The sequence below is a fragment of the Mesorhizobium subarcticum genome (assembly GCF_055456085.1).
Window position 1 is genome coordinate 1,799,576 of the sequence record NZ_CM144237.1, and the last position, 23,796, is coordinate 1,823,371.

At 64.0% G+C, this 23,796-nt stretch carries 19 protein-coding genes and 1 pseudogene; 9 read left to right on the forward strand and 11 right to left on the reverse strand.

Annotated elements, in window-relative coordinates; genetic code table 11:
- The 4 genes from ACZYHG_RS08735 to ppa all read left to right on the forward strand — a co-directional run bounded on the left by ACZYHG_RS08735 (position 1) and on the right by ppa (position 2,932).
- Positions 1-891, forward strand: coding sequence for a TPM domain-containing protein (locus ACZYHG_RS08735; RefSeq protein ID WP_464613442.1), 891 nt, complete (start codon positions 1-3; stop codon positions 889-891).
- A gap of 9 nt (positions 892-900) precedes the next feature.
- On the forward strand, positions 901-1,539 hold the full coding sequence (locus ACZYHG_RS08740) for a TPM domain-containing protein (RefSeq protein ID WP_464613443.1): 639 nt from the start codon (positions 901-903) through the stop codon (positions 1,537-1,539).
- A gap of 153 nt (positions 1,540-1,692) precedes the next feature.
- Complete coding sequence (locus tag ACZYHG_RS08745; RefSeq protein ID WP_027031766.1) at positions 1,693-2,199, forward strand: GNAT family N-acetyltransferase; 507 nt, start codon at positions 1,693-1,695, stop codon at positions 2,197-2,199.
- A 199-nt stretch (positions 2,200-2,398) separates the two neighbouring features.
- Entirely contained in the window at positions 2,399-2,932 is a 534-nt protein-coding gene (ppa, locus tag ACZYHG_RS08750) for an inorganic diphosphatase (protein ID WP_195177685.1), read from the forward strand.
- 9 nt (positions 2,933-2,941) lie between these two features.
- Here ppa and ACZYHG_RS08755 read toward each other — a convergent pair whose 3' ends face one another.
- Together ACZYHG_RS08755 and ACZYHG_RS08760 are read right to left on the reverse strand one after the other, a co-directional pair.
- The gene (locus ACZYHG_RS08755; RefSeq protein ID WP_464613444.1) at positions 2,942-3,535 is read right to left on the reverse strand and encodes a hypothetical protein; all 594 of its coding nucleotides are present in this window, start codon (positions 3,533-3,535) and stop codon (positions 2,942-2,944) included.
- A 44-nt stretch (positions 3,536-3,579) separates the two neighbouring features.
- Entirely contained in the window at positions 3,580-4,197 is a 618-nt protein-coding gene (locus ACZYHG_RS08760; RefSeq protein ID WP_464613445.1) for a TetR/AcrR family transcriptional regulator, read from the reverse strand.
- A gap of 72 nt (positions 4,198-4,269) precedes the next feature.
- Between ACZYHG_RS08760 and ACZYHG_RS08765 the strand changes: the two genes are divergently transcribed.
- Positions 4,270-5,553 carry an MFS transporter gene (locus ACZYHG_RS08765; protein ID WP_464613446.1) on the forward strand — a complete coding sequence of 428 codons (1,284 nt, stop codon included), beginning with the start codon at positions 4,270-4,272 and terminating at the stop codon, positions 5,551-5,553.
- A gap of 166 nt (positions 5,554-5,719) precedes the next feature.
- Here the strand turns inward: ACZYHG_RS08765 and ACZYHG_RS08770 are convergent, their stop codons facing one another.
- Positions 5,720-6,004, reverse strand: a complete 285-nt coding sequence (locus ACZYHG_RS08770; protein ID WP_245268857.1) for a hypothetical protein — start codon at positions 6,002-6,004, stop codon at positions 5,720-5,722.
- A 196-nt stretch (positions 6,005-6,200) separates the two neighbouring features.
- Between ACZYHG_RS08770 and typA the strand changes: the two genes are divergently transcribed.
- Positions 6,201-8,030, forward strand: coding sequence for a translational GTPase TypA (gene typA, locus ACZYHG_RS08775; protein ID WP_464613447.1), 1,830 nt, complete (start codon positions 6,201-6,203; stop codon positions 8,028-8,030).
- A 61-nt stretch (positions 8,031-8,091) separates the two neighbouring features.
- Here typA and ACZYHG_RS08780 read toward each other — a convergent pair whose 3' ends face one another.
- The 3 genes and pseudogenes from ACZYHG_RS08780 to ACZYHG_RS08790 all read right to left on the reverse strand — a co-directional run bounded on the left by ACZYHG_RS08780 (position 8,092) and on the right by ACZYHG_RS08790 (position 9,894).
- Positions 8,092-8,373 (reverse strand): DUF1062 domain-containing protein, encoded by a 282-nt coding sequence (locus tag ACZYHG_RS08780; RefSeq protein ID WP_464613448.1) that lies wholly within the window; start codon positions 8,371-8,373, stop codon positions 8,092-8,094.
- Between the two features lie 80 nt (positions 8,374-8,453).
- A pseudogene (locus ACZYHG_RS08785) lies at positions 8,454-8,717 on the reverse strand (DUF1062 domain-containing protein); the annotation flags it as partial.
- A 391-nt stretch (positions 8,718-9,108) separates the two neighbouring features.
- Positions 9,109-9,894: an alkaline phosphatase family protein gene (locus ACZYHG_RS08790; protein ID WP_464613449.1), complete on the reverse strand. Its 786-nt coding sequence runs from the start codon at positions 9,892-9,894 to the stop codon at positions 9,109-9,111.
- Between the two features lie 206 nt (positions 9,895-10,100).
- Here ACZYHG_RS08790 and ACZYHG_RS08795 point away from each other — a divergent pair, with 206 nt between their 5' ends.
- Positions 10,101-10,715: a LysE family translocator gene (locus ACZYHG_RS08795; protein WP_464613450.1), complete on the forward strand. Its 615-nt coding sequence runs from the start codon at positions 10,101-10,103 to the stop codon at positions 10,713-10,715.
- A 4-nt stretch (positions 10,716-10,719) separates the two neighbouring features.
- On the opposite strand, the gene ACZYHG_RS08800 is transcribed toward ACZYHG_RS08795, so the two are convergent.
- On the reverse strand, positions 10,720-11,283 hold the full coding sequence (locus ACZYHG_RS08800) for a peroxidase-related enzyme (RefSeq protein ID WP_464613451.1): 564 nt from the start codon (positions 11,281-11,283) through the stop codon (positions 10,720-10,722).
- Positions 11,284-11,419: 136 nt separating this feature from the next.
- Between ACZYHG_RS08800 and ACZYHG_RS08805 the strand changes: the two genes are divergently transcribed.
- Both ACZYHG_RS08805 and ACZYHG_RS08810 read left to right on the forward strand, forming a co-directional pair.
- The gene (locus ACZYHG_RS08805; protein ID WP_464613452.1) at positions 11,420-16,210 is read left to right on the forward strand and encodes an NAD-glutamate dehydrogenase; all 4,791 of its coding nucleotides are present in this window, start codon (positions 11,420-11,422) and stop codon (positions 16,208-16,210) included.
- Positions 16,211-16,411: 201 nt separating this feature from the next.
- On the forward strand, positions 16,412-17,788 hold the full coding sequence (locus ACZYHG_RS08810; RefSeq protein WP_464613453.1) for an MFS transporter: 1,377 nt from the start codon (positions 16,412-16,414) through the stop codon (positions 17,786-17,788).
- Positions 17,789-17,827: 39 nt separating this feature from the next.
- Here ACZYHG_RS08810 and purH read toward each other — a convergent pair whose 3' ends face one another.
- From purH to htpX, 4 genes are all read right to left on the reverse strand, one after another.
- A complete protein-coding gene (purH, locus tag ACZYHG_RS08815; protein ID WP_464613454.1) occupies positions 17,828-19,444 on the reverse strand; it encodes a bifunctional phosphoribosylaminoimidazolecarboxamide formyltransferase/IMP cyclohydrolase in 1,617 nt (538 codons plus the stop codon).
- An 84-nt stretch (positions 19,445-19,528) separates the two neighbouring features.
- Positions 19,529-21,253 carry a heparinase II/III family protein gene (locus tag ACZYHG_RS08820; RefSeq protein ID WP_464613455.1) on the reverse strand — a complete coding sequence of 575 codons (1,725 nt, stop codon included), beginning with the start codon at positions 21,251-21,253 and terminating at the stop codon, positions 19,529-19,531.
- Positions 21,254-21,389: 136 nt separating this feature from the next.
- On the reverse strand, positions 21,390-22,778 hold the full coding sequence (locus ACZYHG_RS08825) for an RsmB/NOP family class I SAM-dependent RNA methyltransferase (RefSeq protein ID WP_464613456.1): 1,389 nt from the start codon (positions 22,776-22,778) through the stop codon (positions 21,390-21,392).
- Complete coding sequence (gene htpX, locus ACZYHG_RS08830; RefSeq protein ID WP_464613457.1) at positions 22,769-23,791, reverse strand: zinc metalloprotease HtpX; 1,023 nt, start codon at positions 23,789-23,791, stop codon at positions 22,769-22,771. The genes ACZYHG_RS08825 and htpX overlap by 10 nt, the downstream gene beginning before the upstream one ends.
- Between the last annotated feature and the right edge of the window lie 5 nt (positions 23,792-23,796).

Sequence of the window (23,796 nt, forward strand, 5' to 3'; positions counted from 1 at the left end):
ATGACAATCCTTGCGATGGAACCGTTCAAATCCTCTCGTTCGGCAGCGACAATCAGCGCTGTGCTGATGGCTTTAACGGTTCTGCTCTTCGGATTCGCCGCCTTCACCGCCGAGCTTCCCGCGCTGACCGGCCGTGTTGTCGACAATGCTGGCATCATCGATGACGCGACCAAGGCGGCGATGACGCAGAAGCTTGCCGATTTCGAGAAAAAGGGTTCCGACCAGATCGTCGTCGCCACTATCCCCAGCCTCGACGGCGAAGAGATCGAACCCTATGCCAACCGGCTGTTCCGCTTCTGGAAGCTCGGCCAGGCGGGCGAAAATAATGGTGTGCTCCTGGTGGTGGCCAAGAACGACCACAAGATGCGCATCGAGGTCGGCTATGGGCTGGAAGGCACGCTGACCGATCTGCACACCAAGCTGATCATCGAAAACGACATGGTGCCTGCCTTCCGCGCCGGCGATTTCTCCGGCGGTATCTCCAAGGCCGTCGACGACATGGTCATGGTGCTGCAAGGCAATCCGGAGGAGCTGGAAGCGCGCGGCAAGCGCAATCCGTCCCATGCCGCTCCGATGGATCCCATCGTCGCGGCGTTCCTGATCCTGTGGGCGACGATGTTCTTCGGCGGACTTGGGATGGCGTTCCTGCCGCCGATGTTCGGCACAAAGCTGTCGCCAGGCGTGTACAAATGGCTGGGCATGACGTTCCGTTACGGCCGGGGGCCGAGCGGTTCATCCTCGGGTTCCAGTGGCTGGACATCCAGTTCGTCGAGCAGCGGCTGGTCGTCGGGTAGCTCCAGCAGTGGCTGGTCGTCGGGGTCAAGCAGCGGCGGCGGGTTTTCGGGCGGCGGCGGCTCGTCCGGCGGTGGCGGTTCTTCAGGAAGCTGGTGAGACAAGATCATGGCAACACGACCGATCAGCCCGCAAGATCATGAGCGCATCGCCGCTGCGATCCGCACCGCCGAGGCCAAAACCGACGGCGAGATCTACTGCGTCGTGGCGCATGCCAGCGACGGCTATTTCGCTCCCGCCGCCCTGATGGCGACGCTTGGCATGCTGATCGTCAGCCTCGCCGTCGCCTATGGGCTGGAGGCATGGTGGCTCACCATCCGCCTGCCGCATTTCGTCATCGCCGAGCTTCTGGCGCTGGCCTGCGTGCTGGCCCTGTTGTGGGCGCTGCCCGGCCTGCGTATCCACATGGTGCCGAGACGGATGCGCTATCAGGCGGCGCATGCCAATGCGGTCAGGCAGTTCCTAGCCCGCAACGTCCATCGCACCACGGCGCGCACCGGCGTGCTGGTCTTCGTCTCGATCGCCGAGCGCTATGCCGAGGTGGTCGCCGATGCGGGCATCGACGCCAAGGTCGGCCAGCATGTCTGGGACGGTGTGGTGCGCGATTTGACGGCGCATGCCGGCGATGACCGGCTTGCAGACGGTTTCGTCAAGGCGATCGAGCAGGTGGGGGCGGTTCTGGCCGAGCATTTCCCGGTCACGTCGGGCGACACCAACGAGCTCGACGACCACCTCGTCGAAATCTGAGAGCTTGCCGGCAGACGCCGCTTTTGCCGGCCCGGCCTGTCTCCGGACGGGCTCCACCCGATGTCAGCAATGTCATGATCGCCTGTGAGAAAGCGGCCGGCGGGCCGCTCGGACTCTTGCAATCGGGCGATGCGGGTTTATGGTTAACAAATCATGAATACGCTGACGATCGACATCCGCAAAGCCGACCCGCGCGACGCTGAGGCCATCGCCGAAGTGCACCTGGAAGCGTGGCGCGGCGCCTATTCCGGCATCATTCCGCACCGTACGCTGACATCGATGATCAACCGTCGTGGCGCCGACTGGTGGGCGAATGCGATTCGCCGCGCCGCCACCGTTCTGGTGGTCGAGATCGGCGGCACGATCGCCGGCTATGCGACAATCGGCAAGAACCGGGCCCGGGAGCTCAAGCAGCAAGGCGAGATCTACGAATTGTACCTGCGCCCGGAATATCAGGGCATCGGCCTCGGCCGGCGGCTGTTTTCGGCAGCCAAAGCGCGTCTTGCCGACCATGGCCTGAAAGGCATGGTGGTGTGGGCGCTGGAAGACAACCAGAACGCGCTGGCCTTCTACGCCGGTGCCGGCGGCCGCGATGTGGCGGAAGGCGTCGAGATCTTCGAGCAGAAGGCGCTGAAGAAGGTTGCTTTCGTCTGGGAATGACCGTCGAGCGATGGTTGCGGAGGCCAAGGCCGATACGCCGTGCGTATCCGGTGAAATCACGACGCTGAAACATCTTGTGCTGATGATTGAACGCGTCTGATGCCATCGCGTCTCACCTGACGGGCGTGAACACCATTCGCCGCATTGCGCCATTGTGCGCCGCCCGCTATCTCGTCTCAATCGAGAGAGGGACAAAGCCATGCGCATTGAAGCCATAGCCATCGGAAAGAATCCGCCTGAGGACATCAACGTCATCATCGAAGTGCCGATCGGCGGCGAGCCGATCAAGTACGAGATGGACAAGGAGGCCGGCACGCTGTTCGTCGACCGCTTCCTGCACACCTCGATGCGTTACCCCGGCAATTACGGCTTCGTGCCGCACACGCTGTCGGGCGATGGCGATCCGATCGACGTGCTGGTCTGCAACACGCGCGCACTGGTGCCGGGCTGCGTCATCAATGTGCGGCCGATCGGCGTGCTGGTGATGGAAGACAATGCCGGCCAGGACGAAAAGGTCATCGCCGTGCCGTCGCCGAAGCTGACACTGCGCTACGAGAACGTCACCGAATACACGCAGTTGCCCGACATCACGCGCCAGCAGGTGCAGCACTTCTTCGAGCACTACAAGGATCTCGAGCCCGGCAAATGGGTCAAGATCGAAGGCTGGCACGATTCCAAATATGCCAAGAAGATGATCGTCGACGCGATCGCTCGGGCGAAGGCGAGCAAGTAGCCCCACCGCTTAGTTATCCACCCGGCCAAAGGGCGGCACATTGCCAATCACGGTGTGCCGGTCCTTGCCGCAGGCAAAGGTTCGCGCCTTCTCGTCGGCGAGTTTTCGCGCCTGGTCGTTGGCTTGCGGATTGCCGGTGGCCAGGACAAGGCCGACCGTGCAGCTTTCTCGCGCATCCATCTGGCCGACCTTGGCGACAAGCAGCACGTCCGTCGACTTTTTCTCATCCTCGGGATTGCTGACCGTGCGGCGGTGGATGACGGCGAAGGGCACGGCCTTGTCGCCGGTCGTTTCGATGCGCCATTCGACCTTAGCGCCGGATGAATTGAAGGCGGAAAAACTCTCCCAGGCGGACGTCATGTCGCCGCCGGGCGGAAAACCGTAAAACAGCGATTCACGGGCGTCGTCATAGGCGATCAGCACGGGATAGCCGCGATAGCCCGAGCAGGCGAGTTCGGCCCAGTCGCCCTCGCCTTCTCCGGCCTGCGCGTAGGTCACGCAATCCTTCTTCGAGTCGAGATCGGTGTAGGCGCTGGATATGTCGCCGGCGTGCGCCATCTGGCAGAGACCGGCGAGGGCAAGCGGGATCAGAATGGCACGCATGACGGGAACCTCCGGTTCGGGCCGTCCCAGCGTACCGCCAAACGCTATTTCTTCAAGCTTGCTTCGATCAGCAGGTCGGCGTTGCGGGCGACCGACTGCGCCGGTCCGCCGAGGCCGAACAGTTGCCCGCTGATATAGGCGCCCTCGATCAGGAGCAGGAGCCCGTCGCCGAGCGTGTCGGCGTCGTCAGCGCCCATCGCGGCGGCCATGGCGCGCAGCCGGCGGCGCAGTTCCTGCTTGTTGGCCTCGCTGACCACGCGCGCCGGATGGGTGTGTTCGGGATACTCGACGGCGGCATTGGTCATGCCGCAGCCGCGGTACTCGGCCACTTGCGTGCGCTTGCCGATGCGGGTGAGGAAAGCCTTGATCTGTGCGCGCGGGTCGCCGGGATGAGCCGCCACCGCCTCGTCGAAACGCTCCCAGTATTCGAGATCGTATTGCCGGAGATAGGAGGCGGCCAATTCGTCCTTGGAGGGAAAGCTGCGATAGAGGCTGGGCTTGGTGACGCCGGCGCGTTTGACGATCTCGTCGACACCGATCGCACGGATGCCGCGCCGGTAGAACAGGTCATAGGCGACGTCGAGGATCTTCTTGGCGGCCTTGGGCGGCGCCGATGCATGATCATCGCTGATGGTCAGTTCAATATTTTTGTCGGTTGGCATGATGGGACTCGATTGACGTGTTACCGATCGGTACGTATAGATGCGTCACCCTGCAACGTACCGGTCAGTAACATGATAGCTCAATCCCGCCCCTTTGGCCAGCGCTACGCCTTCGTTGTGGTGGGCGTCATCTTTCTCTGCCTGTTGGTCGCGGCCGGGCTGCGTTCCGCGCCCGCGGTCATGATGCTGCCTCTGGAGAACAGTTTCGGCTGGCGCCGCGACGTCGTGTCGCTGGCCGCCGGTGTCGGCATTTTGCTCTACGGCCTCACTGGTCCGTTTGCCGCCGCGCTGATGGAGCGGATCGGGCTGCGCCGCACGCTGCTTGCCTCGCTGGTGATTATGTCGGGCTCAACCGCGCTCAGCCTGCTGATGACCAAGCCCTGGCATCTGTTCATTACCTGGGGCGTCTTCTCGGGCATTGGTTCGGGGGCCGTTGCCAGCGTGCTCGGCGCCACCATCGTCAACCGCTGGTTCAAGACCAATCGCGGTCTTGTCATGGGATTGATGTCGGCCTCCAGCGCCTCTGGCATGCTGGTGTTCCTGCCGCTGATCGCCGCATTGGCGCAATCGGGTGGCTGGCAGCCGGTTGTCATCGCGGTCGCGATCGCCACCGCGGCGCTGACCCCGCTGGTCTGGCTGCTGGTGCCGGAACGGCCGGCCTCGATCGGCATGGTGCGTTATGGCGCCGAGGCCGATGACGTGCCGCCCACATCGCCCGCATCGCAAGGCAATTTCCTGGCGCACACGCTCAACACCCTGCGCCGCGCCGCCGGCACCCGGGTGTTCTGGTACCTGTTCGCCACCTTCTTCGTCTGCGGCTTCACCACCAACGGGCTGGTCGGCACGCATCTGATCGCCTTCTGTGGCGACATGGGTATTGGCGAGGTGCAGGCCGCCGGTCTGTTGTCGATGATGGGCATTTTCGACCTGATCGGCACGACGCTGTCGGGCTGGCTCACCGACCGCTTCGATCCGCGCAAGCTGCTCGGCGTCTACTATGCCATTCGCGGCCTGTCGCTGATCTATCTGCCCTATTCCGGGTTCTCGGCGACCAGCCTGATTATCTTCGCGATCCTTTACGGCCTCGACTGGATTGCCACCGTGCCGCCGACACTACGGCTCGCCAACGAGGCGTTCGGCGACCGCAGCGGACCGATCGTGTTCGGCTGGATCGTCGCCGGCCACCAGGTTGGTGCCGCCACCGCCGCCGCCTTCGCCGGCACCATGCGCGAACTGCAGGGCAATTACGAACTGGCGTTCCTGATTGCCGGCATGACGGCGATAGCCGCCGCCTGTATCTCGCTGCTGATCAACACCAGCCGGCCGGCATTCGATCCGGAACCGCAGGCCGCGTGAGGCGTATCGATATTCAGGTGAGTCCGGCCTGCAAACGGCGGCTTCCTGCGCTTCCGGTGCTCACGTACTTAAGTACGCTCCGCTCCGGTTCTCGGAATCCACCGTTTTCGACTCGGCCTGACCTGAACCTCAACACGCCTTGGCGTCTGAGTGCGGACGAGGTCTATCAATCCGGGTAGCAGACCATCGGAATGTTCGGCCAGACGGCGCTGTCGCAGTTGGCGCTGACTTGCCTCTGCTTGAAGGCGGTGCTGACCGGTCCCGTCACCATCGGGTCAACGCCATCAGGCGCATCGGCAAAGGCCTGCTCGGCAGTCTGGGTGTCGGACTGCGCAACAGCACGCGCGCCCTTCTGTGTCGCGGCAGCCGACTGCGCGGCGTTGACCGCCAGCAGGACGGCAAAGGCGGCGGACGCAATGAGGGGCCAAAATCGGTTGAGTCTATCGGTCATGATGGTCGAACTGCCCGGGACCTGAATGGTTCCCGCCTTGGTTAACAAAATCATCTCACACGCAGATGCTTAAGATTTGATGAGTATTTGGTGTCGCGCGTCCCCTTTCGCAACTGCGAAAAACCCTGTATGAGCCGCGCAACCGAAAGAGGCAGCGCCTTTGGCCTGCTGCCTGCAACGCTTCCGAGACCAGAACATGAAAATTCGTAATATCGCGATCATCGCGCACGTCGACCATGGAAAGACCACCCTCGTCGACCAGTTGCTCCGGCAATCCGGCTCCTTCCGCGACAATCAGCGCGTCGCCGAACGCGCCATGGATTCCAATGACCTCGAAAAGGAACGCGGCATCACCATCCTGGCCAAGGCGACCTCGGTCGACTGGAAGGATACGCGCATCAACATCGTCGACACGCCCGGCCACGCCGATTTCGGCGGCGAGGTCGAGCGCATCCTGTCGATGGTGGATTCGGCCATCGTGCTGGTCGACGCCGCCGAAGGCCCGATGCCGCAGACCAAATTCGTCGTCGGCAAGGCGCTCAAGGTCGGCCTGAAGCCGATCGTCGTCATCAACAAGATCGACCGTCCGGACGCCCGCCATGTCGAGGTGGTCAACGAGGTGTTCGACCTGTTCGCAGCGCTCGACGCCACCGACGACCAGCTCGATTTCCCAATTCTCTATGGTTCGGGCCGCGATGGCTGGGTCTCCGAGAACCCGGAGGGCCCGAAGGATCAGGGTCTGGCGCCGCTGTTCGACCTCGTCATCAAGCATGTGCCGGAGCCGACGGTTCATCCCGGCCCGTTTCGCATGATCGGTACCATCCTGGAAGCCAACCCGTTCCTCGGCCGCATCATCACCGGCCGCATCGAATCGGGCACGCTGAAGGCCAACCAGGCGGTCAAGGTGCTGCACCATGACGGCACACAGATCGAAACCGGCCGCATCTCGAAGATCCTTGCCTTCCGTGGCCTCGAACGCCAGCCGATCGAGGAAGCCCAGGCGGGCGACATCGTCGCCATTGCCGGCCTGTCGAAGGGCACCGTCGCCGACACGTTCTGCGACATCGCGGTGACCGAGGCGCTGCATGCGCAGCCGATCGACCCTCCAACCGTGACCATGTCCTTCCTTGTCAACGACAGCCCGCTCGCCGGCACCGAAGGCGACAAGGTGACCAGCCGCGTCATCCGTGACCGCCTGCTGCGCGAGGCCGAAGGCAATGTCGCGCTGAAGATCGAGGAATCGCCCGACAAGGATTCCTTCTTCGTTTCCGGCCGCGGCGAATTGCAGCTTGCCGTGCTGATCGAGACCATGCGCCGCGAAGGCTTTGAAATCGCCGTCTCGCGTCCGCGCGTCGTCATGCAGAAGGGCGAGAACGGCGAATTGATGGAGCCGGTCGAGGAAGTCGTCATCGACGTCGACGAGGAGCATGCCGGCGTCGTCGTGCAGAAGATGTCGGAGCGCAAGGCCGAGATGGTCGAACTGCGCCCGTCCGGCGGCAATCGCCAGCGCATCGTCTTCCACGCGCCGACACGCGGCCTGATCGGCTACCAGTCGGAACTGTTGACCGACACGCGCGGCACCGCGGTGATGAACCGGCTGTTCCACGCCTACGAGCCCTACAAGGGCGAACTGCCCGGCCGCACCAATGGCGTGCTGATCTCCAACGAGCAGGGCGAAGCGGTGGCCTACGCCATGTGGAACCTGGAAGACCGTGGCCCGATGGTCATCGATCCGGGCGTTAAGGTCTATCAGGGCATGATCATCGGCATCCATTCCCGCGACAACGACCTCGAAGTGAACGTGCTGAAGGGCAAGAAGCTGACCAACATCCGCGCCGCCGGCAAGGACGAGGCAGTCAAGCTGACGCCGCCGATCCGCATGACGCTGGAACGCGCGCTGGCCTGGATCCAGGACGACGAGCTCGTTGAGGTGACGCCGAAGACCATCCGGCTGCGCAAGCTCTATCTCGATCCCAACGAGCGCAAGCGCTTCGAGAAGTCGGCCAAGGTGGTCGGCGCGGCCTAATTTTTCTCACTTCTGATTGTTTATGAGGGGCGGAGCAGCTGATGCTTCGCCCCTCTCTCGTTTAGCCGCCGGCCGCGCGGATGATGGCTTCGTGGTCCGGCTCGCCGGCCAGATCGACGCGGACCGTCATTCCCGCACGGACCGGCTTGCGCAAGGCCCTGGCCCCGTCCGGATCGACCACCAGCAGGCGCCGTTCCTCCAGCACCTGAAGCCGCGAGCGCGAGATGCCGAGTTCATTGGCAAGCAAGCGGTCGAGCCGGAGCGATGTCGGCATTTCCAGCCCAAGCTGGAGTTCCAGAGCCGTAGCACTTTCCCTGATGCCGTCGAGCACCCGCTTGTGCACGACGACATCGGGAACTCCTCGAGACGCCCCACCCGATTGCGCAGGGCGATGACATCGAAGGCATGGCGCCGCGCCAGCCCCGGGTCATTGCTTTCGAGCGCCTGCAGCAGCGCCGGTTCGATGTCGCGGCGGTTGCAGCGTTCGAAAATGCCGAAATTCCAGGAATTGTCGCAATCGACGCAGCGATAGATCAGCCAGACGTCAATGCGCTTGCCGTTGGCGTTGACGCGGAATTTTCCGCTGCAGCGATAAGCCTTCACAGTGCCGCAGCGATTGCAGTTGATCAGCGGTTGAGGTGCGATTTCGGGCGCAATCGCCCAGTGGATGCGCAGGATAGAAGACATGCCGGTAAGCCCTTCCCGTCGGGAAGTTCATCAGGCCGGCAATGTCGAGATGCCCATGCGGGCGCGGCGTGGCGGTAGGCTGCGGAGATGGCGAAGTCAGGTGTCGCTGGCGGAAAGCGCGCGACAACGGTTCAGCAGTGCCAAACCGGTCTCGAACCGCCGCCCAGAAGAACACATGAACATGAAACAGGCACCACGAATGCGGCGCCATCAGGTGTGTCGGGGATTTGACGAGACCGGCGGTTACTGGGGCAAAGTGAAGCTCGAAATTGTTTCGCGGCGGGTCTTCTAGCCGTAGCCGGCGAGGACGGCAAGGGAGGCGGTAACTTCCAACGAATGACGGCTTCCGGCTTTATTCGGGAAGGATCATTTGGAGACGGACCATGGGAAATTACCGTCGGCTCCAACCACTTGCGATCACTGATCTGATGGCGCTGATGCCCAGCGGAGGTACGCTCTCTATGTCTTCAATGGTTCGCAGGACCGAATAATGATCGATCCTTTCAGCGTAACGCCCACGTTCAATTCCAAATCCGTAGAATACGGTGAATATATGGTTTGCCGTATGGTAGTCGTCCTCATCGAACGTCACGATCAAAAGGCTGTGGTTCTTCTTCGACCAAACGGCGTAGCCTCCAAGATGATTTTTCAACCAGGTGTCAGCCGCCTCTATAGTGCCATCATGCATGTCATTTTCGAGATTGGGGATCACGAAGCTGACGGATGGTAGCTTCGCATAGTCGCGAGGGAACTGGGCGAAAGACCTCTCAAATCCCTTCGTATCCGCAAACGATTCCCAGGGATTGTGCTTTCGCGGCGATCCGGCTTCGACGTAGCCGGTAAATGTCTTGCCGTGAGCCCGTAGACGAGAGGCCAAGTTCGGCGCAGCAAAGCTGTGCATGCCATCGTCATGGACGTCGTGTGTCAAGCCGCTGAACAGCGCGAAGTAATTGGGTTGGCTAGGGTGAGCGACCCCGTAGGATCGATCGAACAGCGCGCCGCCTTGTGCCAACTTGTTCAAATAGGGAGCAGTTCGTCCCGCCAGAGAAATCTGGTCAAAGGTGTGGTTCTCCATGATCACGACAACGACGTGATCGTACTTCGGCGGCTTCCTCGACGATGCGACGGCCAGGGGCGCTTCACCAAGCACAATGCCGGCTATCAGGACAGCCAGCATGGAGAACCGTCGAACGACCGCACGCCAACCCTGCCCAACCACGAAAACTCCCCTCCCGCTTGCTCGCCAAGACTGAGCTGACTGCAAGTGAGGCATGGCGGTCAAGGTACTACCGCAAGCTGAGCCGGTCCGGAATCTGCCGACACCGACATTGCAAGTCGTGATGTCGATCGGATATCGTCCGCCGCTCAACCGCTGGAAGGCCCATGCACCTTACCTCGCTTCTCATCTTCGCCGCCGCTCTGTTCGTTGCCGCCGGTTCGCCCGGCCCGTCGATCGCCGCACTGGTCGCGCGCGTCATCTCGAAGGGCTTTCGCGACGTGTTTCCGTTCCTGCTCGCCATGTGGATCGGCGAGGGCATCTGGCTGTCGCTGGCGGTGTTCGGACTGGCCGTGGTGGCGCAGACCTTCCATTTCGCCTTTGTCGTGGTGAAATGGGTCGGCGTCCTCTATCTCGCCTACCTCGCCTGGAAGATGTGGACGGCGCCTGTCGACGCGAAAGAGGGCGAGATGCCGCGCGAGGATTCGGCCGTCAAGCTGTTCTTCGCTGGCATGGCGGTGACGCTTGGCAATCCCAAGATCATGATGTTCTACCTGGCGCTGCTGCCGACCATCATCGACCTCGCTTCGGTCAGCATCGTCGGCTGGGTCGAGCTGACGGCGACCATGGCGGTGGTTTTGATCGCCATCGATCTCGCCTGGGTGCTCGCTGCTTCGCAGGCGCGCAAACTGTTGAAGAGCAAGCGCGCCATGAAGATCGCCAATCGAATCAGCGCCACGACGATGGCCGGCGCTGCCGCGGCGATTGCGGCGCGATCCTAAAACCTCACCGCGCCATGGCGTGGTATTCGTCGTTCGGCCGCATGTCGATCGCCGCGGCCACCCGGTTTGACATGTTGAAGAAGGCGGCGGTGGACGCGATGTCCCAGATGTCGCGGTCGGAGAAACCGGCCTGACGCAGGGCGGCCCGGTCAGCCTCGACGATCTTAGCCGGCTCCTCAGTCAGCTTGACCGCGAATTCGAGCATCGCCGTTTGCCGCTGTGACAGCGCGGCGGCGCGGAAATTCATCACCATCATTTCGCCGAGCGCCGGGTCGCCGGACAGTTGGCGCACCGCCGCGCCATGCGCGGTCTGGCAATAGTAGCAATGGTTGATGGAGGAGACGACGACCGCGATCATCTCGTGCTCCAGCTTCGACAGGCCGGACTCACCCAGCATCAGATCATTGTACATATCGGTGAAGGCGCGCAGCTTCTTGTCGTCGAAGGCGTATGCCTTGAGCACGTTGGGGACGAGGCCGAGCTTCTCCTCGCATTTGGCGAAATAGGCTTTCGTCGCGTCGCTCAACTCTCCCGAGGCCAGATCAAGTGCTGAAATCTTGCCGGTCATGGGTCACTTCTCCTCTTTGGGCGCTGACTTGCCGCCGAATTCCGATAATTCTTGGCAAGCCGTCAAACCTTTGTCGCCAAACAGCGGTCATCTGCTACGATAGTCGTAAAAGCATTCGACGGGAGGGAATAGCGTCATGGCCAGCGTGAAATCCGCAGCTAAGCCGAAGAAAAAAGCCACATCCGCGACAAAGACGGAGGAAAAGCCGGCCAGGCTTGCCGATTATCTGCTCGCCCGCGCGCCTTCCGAAGACATCGCCGCCTATGACGCGGCCGCTCTCGAACGCGCCGCCGATCTCGCCGGCCTGGCAGTCGCCGGCCACAAGAAGGGCGAGTGCGTCGTTGCCGTCGATGCCGATTCGGGCGTCACCCGCGAGGGCCGGCCGGTGACGGTCATCACCGTCGTCAACGACAACATGCCGTTCCTGTTCGATTCCATCCTTGGCGAGATCACCGAGACATCAGGCGAACCGACCCTGGTCACCCACCCGGTCATCACCGTTCGCCATGGCAAGGGCGGCGTCGAGGAGATTCTCGGCGACGGCAATTTCGCCAAGGACGACGGCAATCACGACCGGCTGAGCGTCATCCACGTCCATATCCCGCGGCTGACGGCGGAGGCGGCGAACGGCTTGACCGAGCGGCTGCGCAAGATGCTCGGCCAAGTTCACGCCGCCGTCAACGACTGGCGACCGATGCTGGCCAGGCTTGATCAGGCGATCTCGGAATTCCGCTATTCGGCGGTGCCGCTCGACAAGAAGAGCGTAGCCGAGGCGATCGCCTTCCTGGAATGGCTGCGCGACGACAATTTCACCTTCCTCGGCATGCGCGAGTTCAAATACACCGGCGGCGAGGAAAGCGGCAATCTGGAGCGCGCCGACAAGCCCGGCCTCGGCATCCTCAGCGATCCTGACGTGCTGGTGCTGAGGCGCGGCACCGAAGCGGTGACGACGACGCCCGAGATCCGCGCCTTCCTGCATGGACCGGAACCGCTGATCGTCACCAAGGCCAATGCCAAGTCTTCCGTGCACCGCCGCATCTATCTCGATTATATCGGCGTCAAGACCTACACTCCCAAGGGCACGCTTGCCGGCGAACTGCGCATTGTCGGCCTGTTCACCTCGACCGCCTACACGCGCTCGGTGATGAAGATTCCGTATCTCCGGTCCAAGGCTGAAACCATCATCGCCAAGTCCGGCTTCGACCGGCATGACCACTCCGGCAAGGCGCTGATCAACGTGCTGGAAAGCTATCCGCGCGACGAATTGTTCCAGGTGCCGGTGCCGATCCTGAGGAAACATGCCGCGGCCATTCTCGGCCTGGTCGAGCGGCCGCGCGTGCGGGCTCTGGTGCGCGCCGACCAGTTCGACCGTTTCGTCTCGATCCTCGTCTTCGTGCCGCGCGACCGCTACGACAGCGTCGTGCGCGAGAAGATCGGCGCCTATCTTAAAACCGTCTTCGAGGGCCGGCTGTCGGCCTACTACCCGGCCTTCCCTGAAGGTGGGCTGGCGCGCGTGCATTTCATCATCGGTCGCTCCGGTGGCAAGACACCGAAGGTCGAGCAGGCGACGATCGAGGCGGCGATCCGCGACATCGTGCGCACCTGGGAGGATGCCCTTTCCGACGCGGCGGACGCCGATGGCGGTGATCAAGCGTTGACGGCCATCGCCGCGCGGCTGCCTGAAAGCTACCGGGATTCGTTCAGCGCGGCGGTGGCGCTGACTGATGCCGGGCGCATCGCCAAGATCAACGCCGATAATCCGATCGCCATCGACTATTATCGCCATGCCGAGCAGAAGCCGCATCAGGCGGCGCTGAAGATCTATCACCATGGCAGCCCGGTGGCGCTGTCGCGGCGCGTGCCGGTGCTGGAAAACATCGGCTTCCGCGTCATCAGCGAGCGCACCTTCGAGGTTGGCGACGACTCGGCTGGGATGGTCTTCATCCACGACATGGAACTGGAGAACAGCTACGGCAAGCCGATCGACCTCGCCGATGGCGGCGCGCTGTTCGAGGACGCGTTCCTGTCGGTCTGGCGCGGCGACGTCGACAATGACGGCTATAACGGCCTTGCCCAGACCGCCGGCCTGTGGTCGGGCGAAATCACCATCCTGCGCGCCTATGGCCGCTATCTGCAGCAGGTCGGCATCCCGCAAAGCCAGGATTTCATCGCAGCCGCTCTCAACCGCTATCCCGACATCGCGCGCGGCCTGCATGCGCTGTTCATCGCAAGGCTTGGCCCGGCGGCCGAGGGCGAAGGCGTCGTGACGGCAAAGCACCTCAAGGCCAAGATCAAGGATGCGCTGGAAGATGTGCCCAACATCGATGACGACACCATCATCCGCCGCTACCTCAATCTGATCGAGGCCTCGCTGCGCACCAATCATTTCGTTGCCGATACGAAGCAGAAGGGCCAGTCGCTGGCGATCAAGCTCGAATCGCAGGCGGTCGAGGGACTGCCGGCGCCACGGCCGTGGCGCGAGATCTTCGTCTACGGTTCCGAAGTCGAGGGCCTGCATCTGCGCTTCGGCCCGGTGGCGCGTGGCGGCCTGCGCTGGTCGGACCGCGCCCAGGACTACCGCACCGAAGTGCTCGGCCTGGTCAAGGCGCAGCAGGTCAAGAACGCCGTCATCGTGCCGGTCGGCGCCAAGGGTGGCTTCTTCCCCAAGCGCCTGCCGGCGGGCGGCAGCCGCGATGCGATCTTCGAAGCCGGCACTTCGGCCTACAAGAATTTCGTCTCCAGCCTTTTGTCGATCACCGACAATATCGGCCTCGACGGCGTCATCCCTCCGGCCGGCGTCATCAGGCGTGACCTGGACGACCCCTATTTCGTCGTTGCCGCCGACAAGGGCACGGCGACCTTCTCCGACACCGCCAACGCCATCTCGGAGAAGCATGGCTTCTGGCTCGACGATGCCTTCGCCAGTGGCGGCTCGGCGGGCTACGACCACAAGAAGATGGGCATCACCGCCAAGGGTGCCTGGGAAGCGGTCAAGCGGCATTTCCGCGAAATCAACCGCGACATCCAGACCTCGCCCTTCACCGTCGTCGGTGTCGGCGACATGTCCGGCGACGTGTTCGGCAACGGCATGCTGTTGTCGCCGAAAACCAGGTTGATCGCCGCCTTCGACCATCGCGATATCTTCATCGATCCCGATCCCGATATGGCGGCCTCGATGGCCGAGCGCGAGCGCATGTTCGCTCTGCCGCGTTCGAGCTGGCAGGATTACGACAAGACCAAGCTGTCGGAAGGCGGCGTGATCGTCTCGCGCAGCCAGAAGTCGATCACCTTGCCGGCAGCGGCAGCAGCTGCGATTGGCTTGGCCAAGACCACCGCCACGCCAGTCGAGATCATGACCGCCATCCTCAAGGCGCCGGTCGACCTCCTGTGGTTCGGCGGCATCGGCACGTATCTCAGGGCATCGACCGAAACCAACGCCGAGGTCGGCGACCGTGCGAACGACGCTATCCGCATCACTGCGCTTGACGTGCGCGCCAAGGTGATCGGCGAGGGCGCCAATCTCGGCGTCACGCAGCGCGCGCGCATCGAGTTCGGCCTGAATGGTGGCCGCTGCAATTCCGACGCCATCGACAATTCGGGCGGCGTCAACTGCTCCGACGTCGAGGTCAACATCAAGATCGCGTTGGCGTCGGCCATGCGCAAGGGCTCGTTGACCAGGCCGGCACGCAACAAGCTGCTGGCCGAGATGACCGAGGAGGTGGGCTCGCTGGTGCTGTCCAACAATTACCAGCAGACGCTGGCGCTTTCGATCGCCCGCAAGCGCGGCCTCGCCGACATCGCGCATCAGAGCCGCTTCATGACGGCGCTGGAAGCACGCGGCCTGCTCGATCGCGTGGTCGAGACGCTGCCGTCGCCGGCGGCCCTTGCCGAGCGCGAGGCGCGCGGCGAGCCGCTGACCCGGGCCGAGCTTGGCGTGCTGCTCGCCTATGCCAAGATCGTGCTGTTCTCCGACATCGTCGCCAGCGACGTGCCTGATGACGCGCATTTCGACCGCGACCTGATGGGCTATTTCCCCGACCGGATGGCGAAGAAATACGCCACCGAGATCCACGGCCACCGGCTGCGCCGCGAGATCATCGCCCGCGTCGTCGCCAACGACCTGGTCAATCGCGGCGGCCCGTCCTTCGTCAACCGGCTGCAGGAAGCCACGGGGCGCACCGCCGCCGACGTGGTGCGCACCTTCGCCGTGGTTCGTGATGGCTTTGCGCTGCCGACGCTCTATCGCGAGATCGACGCGCTCGACAACCAGATCGACGGCCAGGTGCAGCTCGATCTCTACCAGATGGTGAGCCGGCTGATCTTCGTGACCAGCGGCTGGTACCTGAAGAACGATGCCGGCACGGCACCGCTCGGCCAGCGCATCGCCGAACTGCAGGACGCGCGCAAGGCGCTGGAGCCCAAGCTGGTTTCGCTGCTGCCGGCCTTCTCGCGCGAGCGCATCGAGGAGAAGCGGCACGGGCTGTTCAAGGCCGGCGCGCCGGAAAAGCTGGCCGAGCAACTGGCGCTGAGCGAGGTGGCGGAACTGATCCCCGACATCGCGCTGACCGCGCGGATGGCCAATGCCGACATCGTCGCCGCGGCCAAGGCGTTCTTCACGGTGAGCGATGCCTTCCGCATCCCGCGTGTCGAGGATGCGGCGCGCTCGATCACGCCGTCGGACTATTATGATCAGCTCGCTTTGTCCCGCGCCACCGACACGATCGGCGCGGCGCGGCGCGGCATTGCGGTGGCCGCACTCACCGGCCACGCCAAGACGGCGGACCCGGTGGCGGCCTGGTTGGAGGCCGGCGGTGAGCGGGTGGCGCGCATCCGCGAGCGGCTGCAGGCGCTGACTGAAGGCGGCGACATCACCGTGTCGCGGCTGTCGGTGGCATCCGGGCTGATGAGCGATCTGACAGGGATGTGAGGCTTACCCTCCGCCTTGTGGGGAGGGTCGCTGCGAAGCAGCGGGGTGGGGGCGGCGCCGACCCCCAACCCGGACCTTCGGTCCGACCTCCCCACAACGGGATTTAGGGGTTGGTGCCAGTGACGCTTGTGTTTGCATGACCGTCGGAAAACATGCAGACATGGCGCAAACCGCCAGCGACATGAGGCGAGTGGAGGGGATATGGCCGAGGTAGCTGTGCAGCGTGCATCCGGGCGCGGCATCTGGGGATGGATGTTCTTCGACTGGGCGGCGCAGCCGTTCTTCACGGTCGTCACCACCTTCATCTTCGGCCCGTATTTCGTCTCGCGCATGGCGAGCGATCCAGTCACCGGCCAGGCTGTCTGGGGTTATGGCATCGCGGCCGCCGGCCTGGTCATCGCGATCCTGTCGCCGATCCTCGGTTCCATCGCCGACCAGACCGGGCCGCGCAAGCCGTGGATCGGGTTTTTCGCGGCGATCAAGATCTGCAGCCTCACTCTGCTCTGGTTTGCAGCGCCCGGCTCGAACCTGTTTCTGATCGTGGCGCTGTTCTCGCTGGCGTCGGTGGCCGCCGAATTCTCCACCGTGTTCAACGATTCCATGATGCCGCGGCTGGTGCCGAAGAGCGAGATCGGCCGCATCTCCAACATGGCCTGGGGTCTTGGCTATCTCGGCGGCATGATCGCGCTGATCTTCGTCGTCACATGTCTGGCGGGCTCGCCCGAAACCGGCAAGACGATCATCGGCATCAACCCGCTGTTCGGGCTCGACCCGAAGCTCGGCGAGGATGCGCGCGCCACCGGGCCGCTGTCGGCCGGCTGGTACTTCCTGTTCATCCTGCCGATGTTCTTCTTCACCCCGGATGCCATCAAGGGCATTCCGATCGGGCCGGCGGTGCGCGAAGGACTGTCGGAATTGAAATCGACGCTGGCCGAGGTGCGCAAGCGCGGCGGCATCTTCCGCTTCCTCGTTGCCCGCATGATCTACCAGGACGGCGTCAACGCGCTGCTGGCGCTGGGCGGCACGTTCGCGGCGGGCATGTTCCACTGGTCGATCACCGAGATCGGCATGTTCGGCATCATCCTCAACGTCGTCGCCATCTTCGGCTGCTGGATCGCCGCCCGGCTGGATACCGCTCTCGGCTCCAAGGCGGTGGTGATGATTTCGCTGGTCCTGCTGTCCATCGCCACCGTCGGCGTCGTCTCGACCGGCCCGGGCTTCACGCTGCTTGGCCTGATCCAGCTTTCGACGGCCGACTCAGGTGGCCTGTTCGGCACGGCGGCCGAGAAGGCCTACATCCTGTACGGCTTGCTGATTGGACTGGCTTTTGGACCGGTGCAGGCCTCGTCGCGCTCCTACATGGCACGCAGCGTCACGGCGGCGGAATCCGGCCGCTATTTCGGTATTTATGCGCTGGCCGGCCGCGCGACCAGTTTTCTGGCACCGTTCCTGGTGGCGACCATCACCGCGCTCAGCGGCTCGGCACGGCTTGGTATGGCTGCGATCATCCTGTTCCTGGCGATCGGCATGGCGATTTTGGTTCGCACACCCTATCCGGCGGATCGGCCGGCGGAGTAGCGCCACTTCCTTCCCCCTTGTGGGAGAAGGAAGGGGCGCCTAATGCCGGAAATGCCTCACACCGGTAAACACCATGGCGATGCCATGCTCATCGGCTGCGGCGATGACGTCCTTGTCGTGCATCGAGCCGCCCGGCTGGATAACGGCGGTGGCGCCGGCGGCTACCGCGGCAAGCAGGCCGTCGGCGAACGGGAAGAAGGCGTCGGAGGCGACGACCGAGCCCCTGGTCAGCGGTTCAGCCATCCCTGCGGCTTCCGCCGCATCGAGCGCCTTGCGGGCGGCGATGCGTGAGGAATCGACCCGGCTCATCTGGCCGGCGCCGATGCCAACGGTCGCGCCATCCTTGGCATAAACGATGGCGTTCGACTTGACGTGCTTGGCGACGCGGAAGGCGAACCTCAGGTCGGCCATTTCGGTCGGCGTCGGCGCACGCTTGGTCACCACCTTCAGTTCAAGGTCGTCGACCACGGCATTGTCGCGGCCCTGGACGAGCAGGCCGCCAGCGACGGACTTGACCGTCGTGCCGGGCGAGCGCGGATCCGGCAGGCCCGCGGTAACCAGCAGGCGCAGGTTCTTCCTAGCCGCGACGATTGCGACTGCCTCGTCCGTCGCATCGGGCGCGATGATCACCTCGGTGAAGGTTTTCACGATCTCTTCCGCCGCCTCGGCATCGAGGGTGCGGTTCACAGCGACGATGCCGCCGAAGGCCGAGACCGGGTCGCAGGCGAGCGCCTTGCCATAGGCTTCCTTCAGCGAGGTGCCTTCAGCGACACCGCAAGGGTTGGCGTGCTTGATGATCGTCACCGCCGCGGAGTGGTCGGGATCGAACTCGCCGGCCAGTTCGAAGGCGGCGTCGGTGTCGTTGATGTTGTTGTAGGAGAGCTGCTTGCCCTGCAACTGCCGCGCGGTGGCGACGCCCGGCCGCTTGTCGCCATTGACGTAGAAACCCGCGCTCTGGTGTGGGTTCTCGCCGTAGCGCATCACCTCGGCCAGCCTGCCGCCAAAGGCGCGCCAGGTCGGATGCTCGATCTCCAGCGCTTCGGCGAACCAGCCGGAAATCGCCGCGTCATAGCTGGCGGTGCGGGCAAAGGCCTTGGCCGCCAGCTTCTTGCGGAAATCCAGCGACAGCGAGCCGATGTTCATCTCCAGTGCGTTCAGCACCGAGGCATAATCGCCTGGGTCGGTGACGATGGCGACATAGGCGTGGTTCTTGGCCGAGGCGCGGATCATCGCCGGGCCGCCAATGTCGATGTTCTCGACGATCGCGGCATAGTCGGCGCCGGAGCGGCGGACTTCCTCGAACGGGTAGAGATTGGAAACGAGGAGGTCGATCGGCTCGATGCCGTATTTGCGCATCGCCGCCGCGTGCTCGGGGTCGTCGCGCACGCCAAGCAGCGCGCCGTGCACGGCAGGGTGCAGCGTCTTGACGCGGCCGTCCATGATCTCGGGAAAACCGGTGAGGTCGGAGACGTCACGCACCGCCAGCCCCGCCTCTGCGATCGCCTTGGCGGTGCCGCCGGTGGAGACCAGTTCGACCCCGGCCGCAGCCAAGGCCCTGGCGAAATCGATGAGGCCGGTCTTGTCGAAAACCGACAGCAAGGCACGGCGGACGGGAACGAGATCCGGTGCGGGAATGTTCTTGGCGGCGACGGCCATGGGCTGGCGGCCTTTCACGGCTGGTGTGATGGATGCCCGCGCCGTAGCACATGACATCGGGAAATCAAACCGGCCTGGGCCGCCTCAGTTGTTTTCCGGATAGCCGGCGATGCTGGTGCGGGTCAGCTGCCAGTGGACTTCGGTCACCTCCGAGGCCTTGAAGGCAAGAACGATCTGCCGGCTGCGGCGCGGGCCGCCAAGGCCGGCGAAATAGATCGATTCCTCAACCTCAGGCACGACTTCCGCGCAGGTGAATACCCAGGTATCGGCCTGATCGGCGGCCAGGACCAAACGATCGTGCTCGTCCTGCAGCAGGTTGATGTCGGGATGGACATGGAAGCGCACGGTGACGAAGTCACGGCCATTGTTGCGGATCGCGGCATTGCCGGGCCGCTGGAACCGGTCCCTGCCGGCCAGCACGTTGCCATTGGAGGAGAGCTTCAGCTCGCGCTCGTGCAGGAAGCCGAACCGCGGGACGTAGCCGTCATGACGAGCGATGAAACCGTGAACGCCCTTCTGGTCGATACGTTTGCACTGCACGTGCTGCGGGCCGCCGATCAGCGGCGAGCCGAGCAGGTCGTTGACCCGTATCGAATGGCTGAAGCGAGCCGAGGAGGTGTCGTTGATGGTGGCGGTCGAGTGCGCGGCGGTGGCTCGCGCCAGCGGCCGGAACTCGGCGGCGCCATAGGTGTCGATGCCGGCATTGACGATGTAGTGCTGGCGACCGGACGACAGTTCGAAGGCGAGGCAGCCGGCATGTGCTGCGTTTGACACGTCGACCGGTGGCGGCAGGCCGGTGTCGGCGATCACGGTCGTGCCACCCATCGACAGCCGCTCATAGCCCGAATGCGGCGCGTGCAGCAGCGGCGCGCCGGCGGTGTCGTCATGGCGCAAGATGGTGGCGATGCGGTCATGGATGGTGGCGCCCATGCCGTTGAAGCGGGCGAGGCTGCCGTCCTGGTGGCGGAAGAAGCGCAGCGCCGGCAGCATGCGGTCGATGGCGCCGATCAGCGCCTGCGGCGGGGTTTCTGCCTGGTTGGCATAGGTCTGCCGCAGCGGCAACAGGTCGGCGAGGATTTCCAGAACCGCCATCGGATTGCGCGAGATATGGCCGCCATCGGCGAGGATCTGGCGGTTGAGTTCATCGGCGAGGTTGCGGGTGGCGCCGCGCAGAGCCGAGGCTGGTGCCGGCAGGGATAGGGCGGCGAAGGCCAGCGCGATGCGGGCGCGCAGCCGGTCCTTGCCGTCGGGCATTTCGCGCGCCATCGACCTGAGGTAGCGGATCTGGACAGCCAGCGATTTCAGGAAGGCGCGGTAGAAGGGGAACTCGGCCCCCTGCAGCACGACGGAGGAGTGCTGGAGCCAGGCGATGATGCGCTTTGCCGTCGTCCCTGGCTCCCAGGCGACGCCGGCAATGTTGTTGCCGTGCATGGCGATCCAGTCGGATACCAGCGCGCGGGCGTTGGCGGCGGCAAGCTCGGTGCCGGCGGCGCGCATGTGGCGCAGCCAGCGAAAGCCATGCAGCGTCTTTTGCCAGCCATGATTGGGCACGTTGATCTGGAACGGCGATTTGCCGCCGGTTTCGACCAGATGCCCCGACAGGGGATAGCGGCCGTAATAGATCTCAAGCGCGATCTGCGGGTCGGCGAGGCGCAGGTCCGGCGGCGCGATCAGGACGCGTTCGGGCGTGCGCCCGGAATAGCGCCAGCGATAGACCGGCCCGGCACGGAGGCGCCGGCGCGTCTTGCGCCAGAACTCCTTCGCGACGAGCGTCCACAGACGCGTCGTGTTGCCGGCAGCAAGTGCCAAAACCCCTCCTGAACGTCCTCTACCCCGGCGCCGAGTTTACATGATTGAACGAGTCGTGCGAAGGCGAATTCCTGGGGAGGGGCTAGGCGCCCCACACCCTCCCTAAAAAAGTCAGCAAATCCTGTGAGTTAAGCCTTTATCCGGCTCGACGCATGCGCGCGGCGAAGAAGCCATCCAGGCCCGAGCGCTCCGGCGCGCCGAGGTCGAGATCGGCGGGCGTGGTGCGCAGTGTGCCTTGTTTCGTGAGAAACGAATCGATGCCGGCGATCTCGCCTTGCCGCAGCGGATCGTCAACCACATTAGGCGTCGCTTTGAGGAAAGCGCGATGGAGATCCTCACCTTCGAGCGGGTCGAGCGAGCAATTGGAAAAGACGATCCGCCCGCCGGGCTTGACCAGCGTGACGGCGCGGGCGAGCAGCCTGCGTTGCAGGTCCGCGAGCTTTTCGACATCGGCCGCCGTCTTGGTCCATGGCACGTCGGGATGCCGGCGTACCGTGCCGGTTGACGAGCACGGCGCGTCGAGCAGCACGGCGTCGAACAGTTCTTCCGGCTCGTATTTGATGAGATCGGCCTGGACGATGTCGGCGGAGAGGCCAAGGCGGTCGAGATTCTGCGCCAGCCGTGCCAGCCGGTTCTTCGAGGTGTCGACGGCAGTGACCCTGGCACCGGCGAGAATGAGCTGGGCGGTCTTGCCGCCGGGTGCGGCGCAGAGGTCGGCAACACGCAATCCCCTGACATCGCCGAACAGTCGTGCCGGCAAGCTTGCCGCCGCATCCTGGACCCACCAGGCGCCTTCCGCGAAGCCCGGCAGTTCGGTGACGGCACCGGCAAGATTTTCCACGCGCACCGTGCCGGTCGGCAGCACGATACCGCCGAGTTTTTCGGCCCAGAGTTCGGGATCGGCCTTGACCGAGAAATCGACCGGCGCCTCGACGCGATGGGCTTCGAGAATTAGCTTCGCCTTATCGGCGCCGTAGGTGGTCTTCAGCCGGTCGGAGAACCATTTTGGCGCTTCGTCGGTCGCGGCCAGGGCTGTCGGAAGCTCGCTCTCTTTGATCCGCGCGAGCGTGCGCAGCACGCCGTTGACGAGGCCGGAGAAGCGCTGCGTGCGCGGATCGGACTTGGCGTGCGTCACGGCAAGATCGACAGCGGCGCTGTCGGGAATGTCGAGGAACAGGATCTGCGCCGCCGCCACATGCAGGATGTGCGACAAAGCGGTGGCGTTGGGCGGCAGCGGTTTTTCCAGCCGCTTTGCCAGCAGCCCCGTGATGGTCATGCGGAAGCGCAATGCGGTGACCAGGATGGCGCGCACCAGGCCACGGTCACGCAGATCGAGCGCCTTGTATTGGGGGTGGCCGTTCTCGTGGTCGGTCAAACCGTCCAAAGGCGTTCTTGCGTCGATGACGGCAGCGAGCAGCCGCGCCGCCGCCTTGCGGGCGGCGAGACCGGCAACGAATTCGCCGCCGTCCTTATGGTCCTGATCACCAGAGCCTGTACGTCGAGGCGCTCCCACGCTCACGACCACCGGCCTTTGGGCCCGGTCGGGTTGCGACCCCACGGATTGGGCTTGGGCTTTTCTGGCGCTGTCGGCGGCTCGGATTGCGGAGCCTTGCCCCATGGGCCGGACGGCTGCGCGTCCTCGGCCTGCCGAGGCGCCGGCGCCTGGCGCGAGGCCACGGCCTGAGTGCCGCTGCCGGCCATGTCACGTGCCATCGCCTGAAAGGCGGCAATTCGGTTGTCAGTGCTCGGGTGGGTGGAGAACAGGCTGTCCATACGCTCGCCGTGCAAGGGATTGATGATGAAGAGATGCGCCATCGCAGGATTGCGCTCGGCATCAGGGTTGGGGATGCGTTCTGCTCCACGGGCGATCTTGTCAAGGGCGGACGCCAGCCACAGTGGGTGTCCACAGATTTCGGCGCCACGCCGGTCGGCCTCGTATTCGCGGGTGCGGCTGACCGCCATCTGCACGATCATGGCGGCAAAGGGCGCCACGATCATCGCCGCCAGCACGCCGACAAAGCCGAACGGGCTGTTGTTGCGGTTGCCGCCGAGGAAAAAGGCGAAATTGCCCAGCATCGAGATGGCGCCGGCAAAGGTGGCGACGATGGTCATAGTCAGCGTGTCGCGATGCTGGACATGGGCGAGCTCGTGCGCCATCACGGCCGCGACCTCTTCATGGGTTAGTCGCTGCAACAGGCCGGTGGAGGCGGCGACCGCCGCATTCTGCGGGTTGCGGCCGGTGGCAAAGGCGTTCGGCTGTGGATTGTCGATCAGATAGGTCCTGGGCATCGGCAGGCCGGCCTGCTTGGCCAATGCCTGGACGATGGCGTAATATTCCGGCGCGTTCTTCTCGTCGACCTCGACGGCATGGTTCATCGACAGCACCATCTTGTCGGCATTCCAGTAGCTGAACAGATTGGTGCCGGCGGCGATCACCAGAGCGATCATCATGCCGCCCGAGCCGCCGATCAGGAAGCCGACGCCCATGAACAGTGCCGTCATGGCGGCCAGAAGCATGGCGGTGCGAATGGTGTTCATCGTCT

Bases quoted from the DNA above. Each gene is read 5' to 3' on its own strand.
- ACZYHG_RS08735 (WP_464613442.1), top strand. From the start codon at position 1: ATGACAATCCTTGCGATGGAACCGTTCAAATCCTCTCGTTCGGCAGCG.
- ACZYHG_RS08740 (WP_464613443.1), top strand. From the start codon at position 901: ATGGCAACACGACCGATCAGCCCGCAAGATCATGAGCGCATCGCCGCT.
- ACZYHG_RS08745 (WP_027031766.1), top strand. From the start codon at position 1,693: ATGAATACGCTGACGATCGACATCCGCAAAGCCGACCCGCGCGACGCT.
- ppa (WP_195177685.1), top strand. From the start codon at position 2,399: ATGCGCATTGAAGCCATAGCCATCGGAAAGAATCCGCCTGAGGACATC.
- ACZYHG_RS08755 (WP_464613444.1), bottom strand. From the start codon at position 3,535: ATGCGTGCCATTCTGATCCCGCTTGCCCTCGCCGGTCTCTGCCAGATG.
- ACZYHG_RS08760 (WP_464613445.1), bottom strand. From the start codon at position 4,197: ATGCCAACCGACAAAAATATTGAACTGACCATCAGCGATGATCATGCA.
- ACZYHG_RS08765 (WP_464613446.1), top strand. From the start codon at position 4,270: ATGATAGCTCAATCCCGCCCCTTTGGCCAGCGCTACGCCTTCGTTGTG.
- ACZYHG_RS08770 (WP_245268857.1), bottom strand. From the start codon at position 6,004: ATGACCGATAGACTCAACCGATTTTGGCCCCTCATTGCGTCCGCCGCC.
- typA (WP_464613447.1), top strand. From the start codon at position 6,201: ATGAAAATTCGTAATATCGCGATCATCGCGCACGTCGACCATGGAAAG.
- ACZYHG_RS08790 (WP_464613449.1), bottom strand. From the start codon at position 9,894: ATGCTGGCTGTCCTGATAGCCGGCATTGTGCTTGGTGAAGCGCCCCTG.
- ACZYHG_RS08795 (WP_464613450.1), top strand. From the start codon at position 10,101: ATGCACCTTACCTCGCTTCTCATCTTCGCCGCCGCTCTGTTCGTTGCC.
- ACZYHG_RS08800 (WP_464613451.1), bottom strand. From the start codon at position 11,283: ATGACCGGCAAGATTTCAGCACTTGATCTGGCCTCGGGAGAGTTGAGC.
- ACZYHG_RS08805 (WP_464613452.1), top strand. From the start codon at position 11,420: ATGGCCAGCGTGAAATCCGCAGCTAAGCCGAAGAAAAAAGCCACATCC.
- ACZYHG_RS08810 (WP_464613453.1), top strand. From the start codon at position 16,412: ATGGCCGAGGTAGCTGTGCAGCGTGCATCCGGGCGCGGCATCTGGGGA.
- purH (WP_464613454.1), bottom strand. From the start codon at position 19,444: ATGGCCGTCGCCGCCAAGAACATTCCCGCACCGGATCTCGTTCCCGTC.
- htpX (WP_464613457.1), bottom strand. From the start codon at position 23,791: ATGAACACCATTCGCACCGCCATGCTTCTGGCCGCCATGACGGCACTG.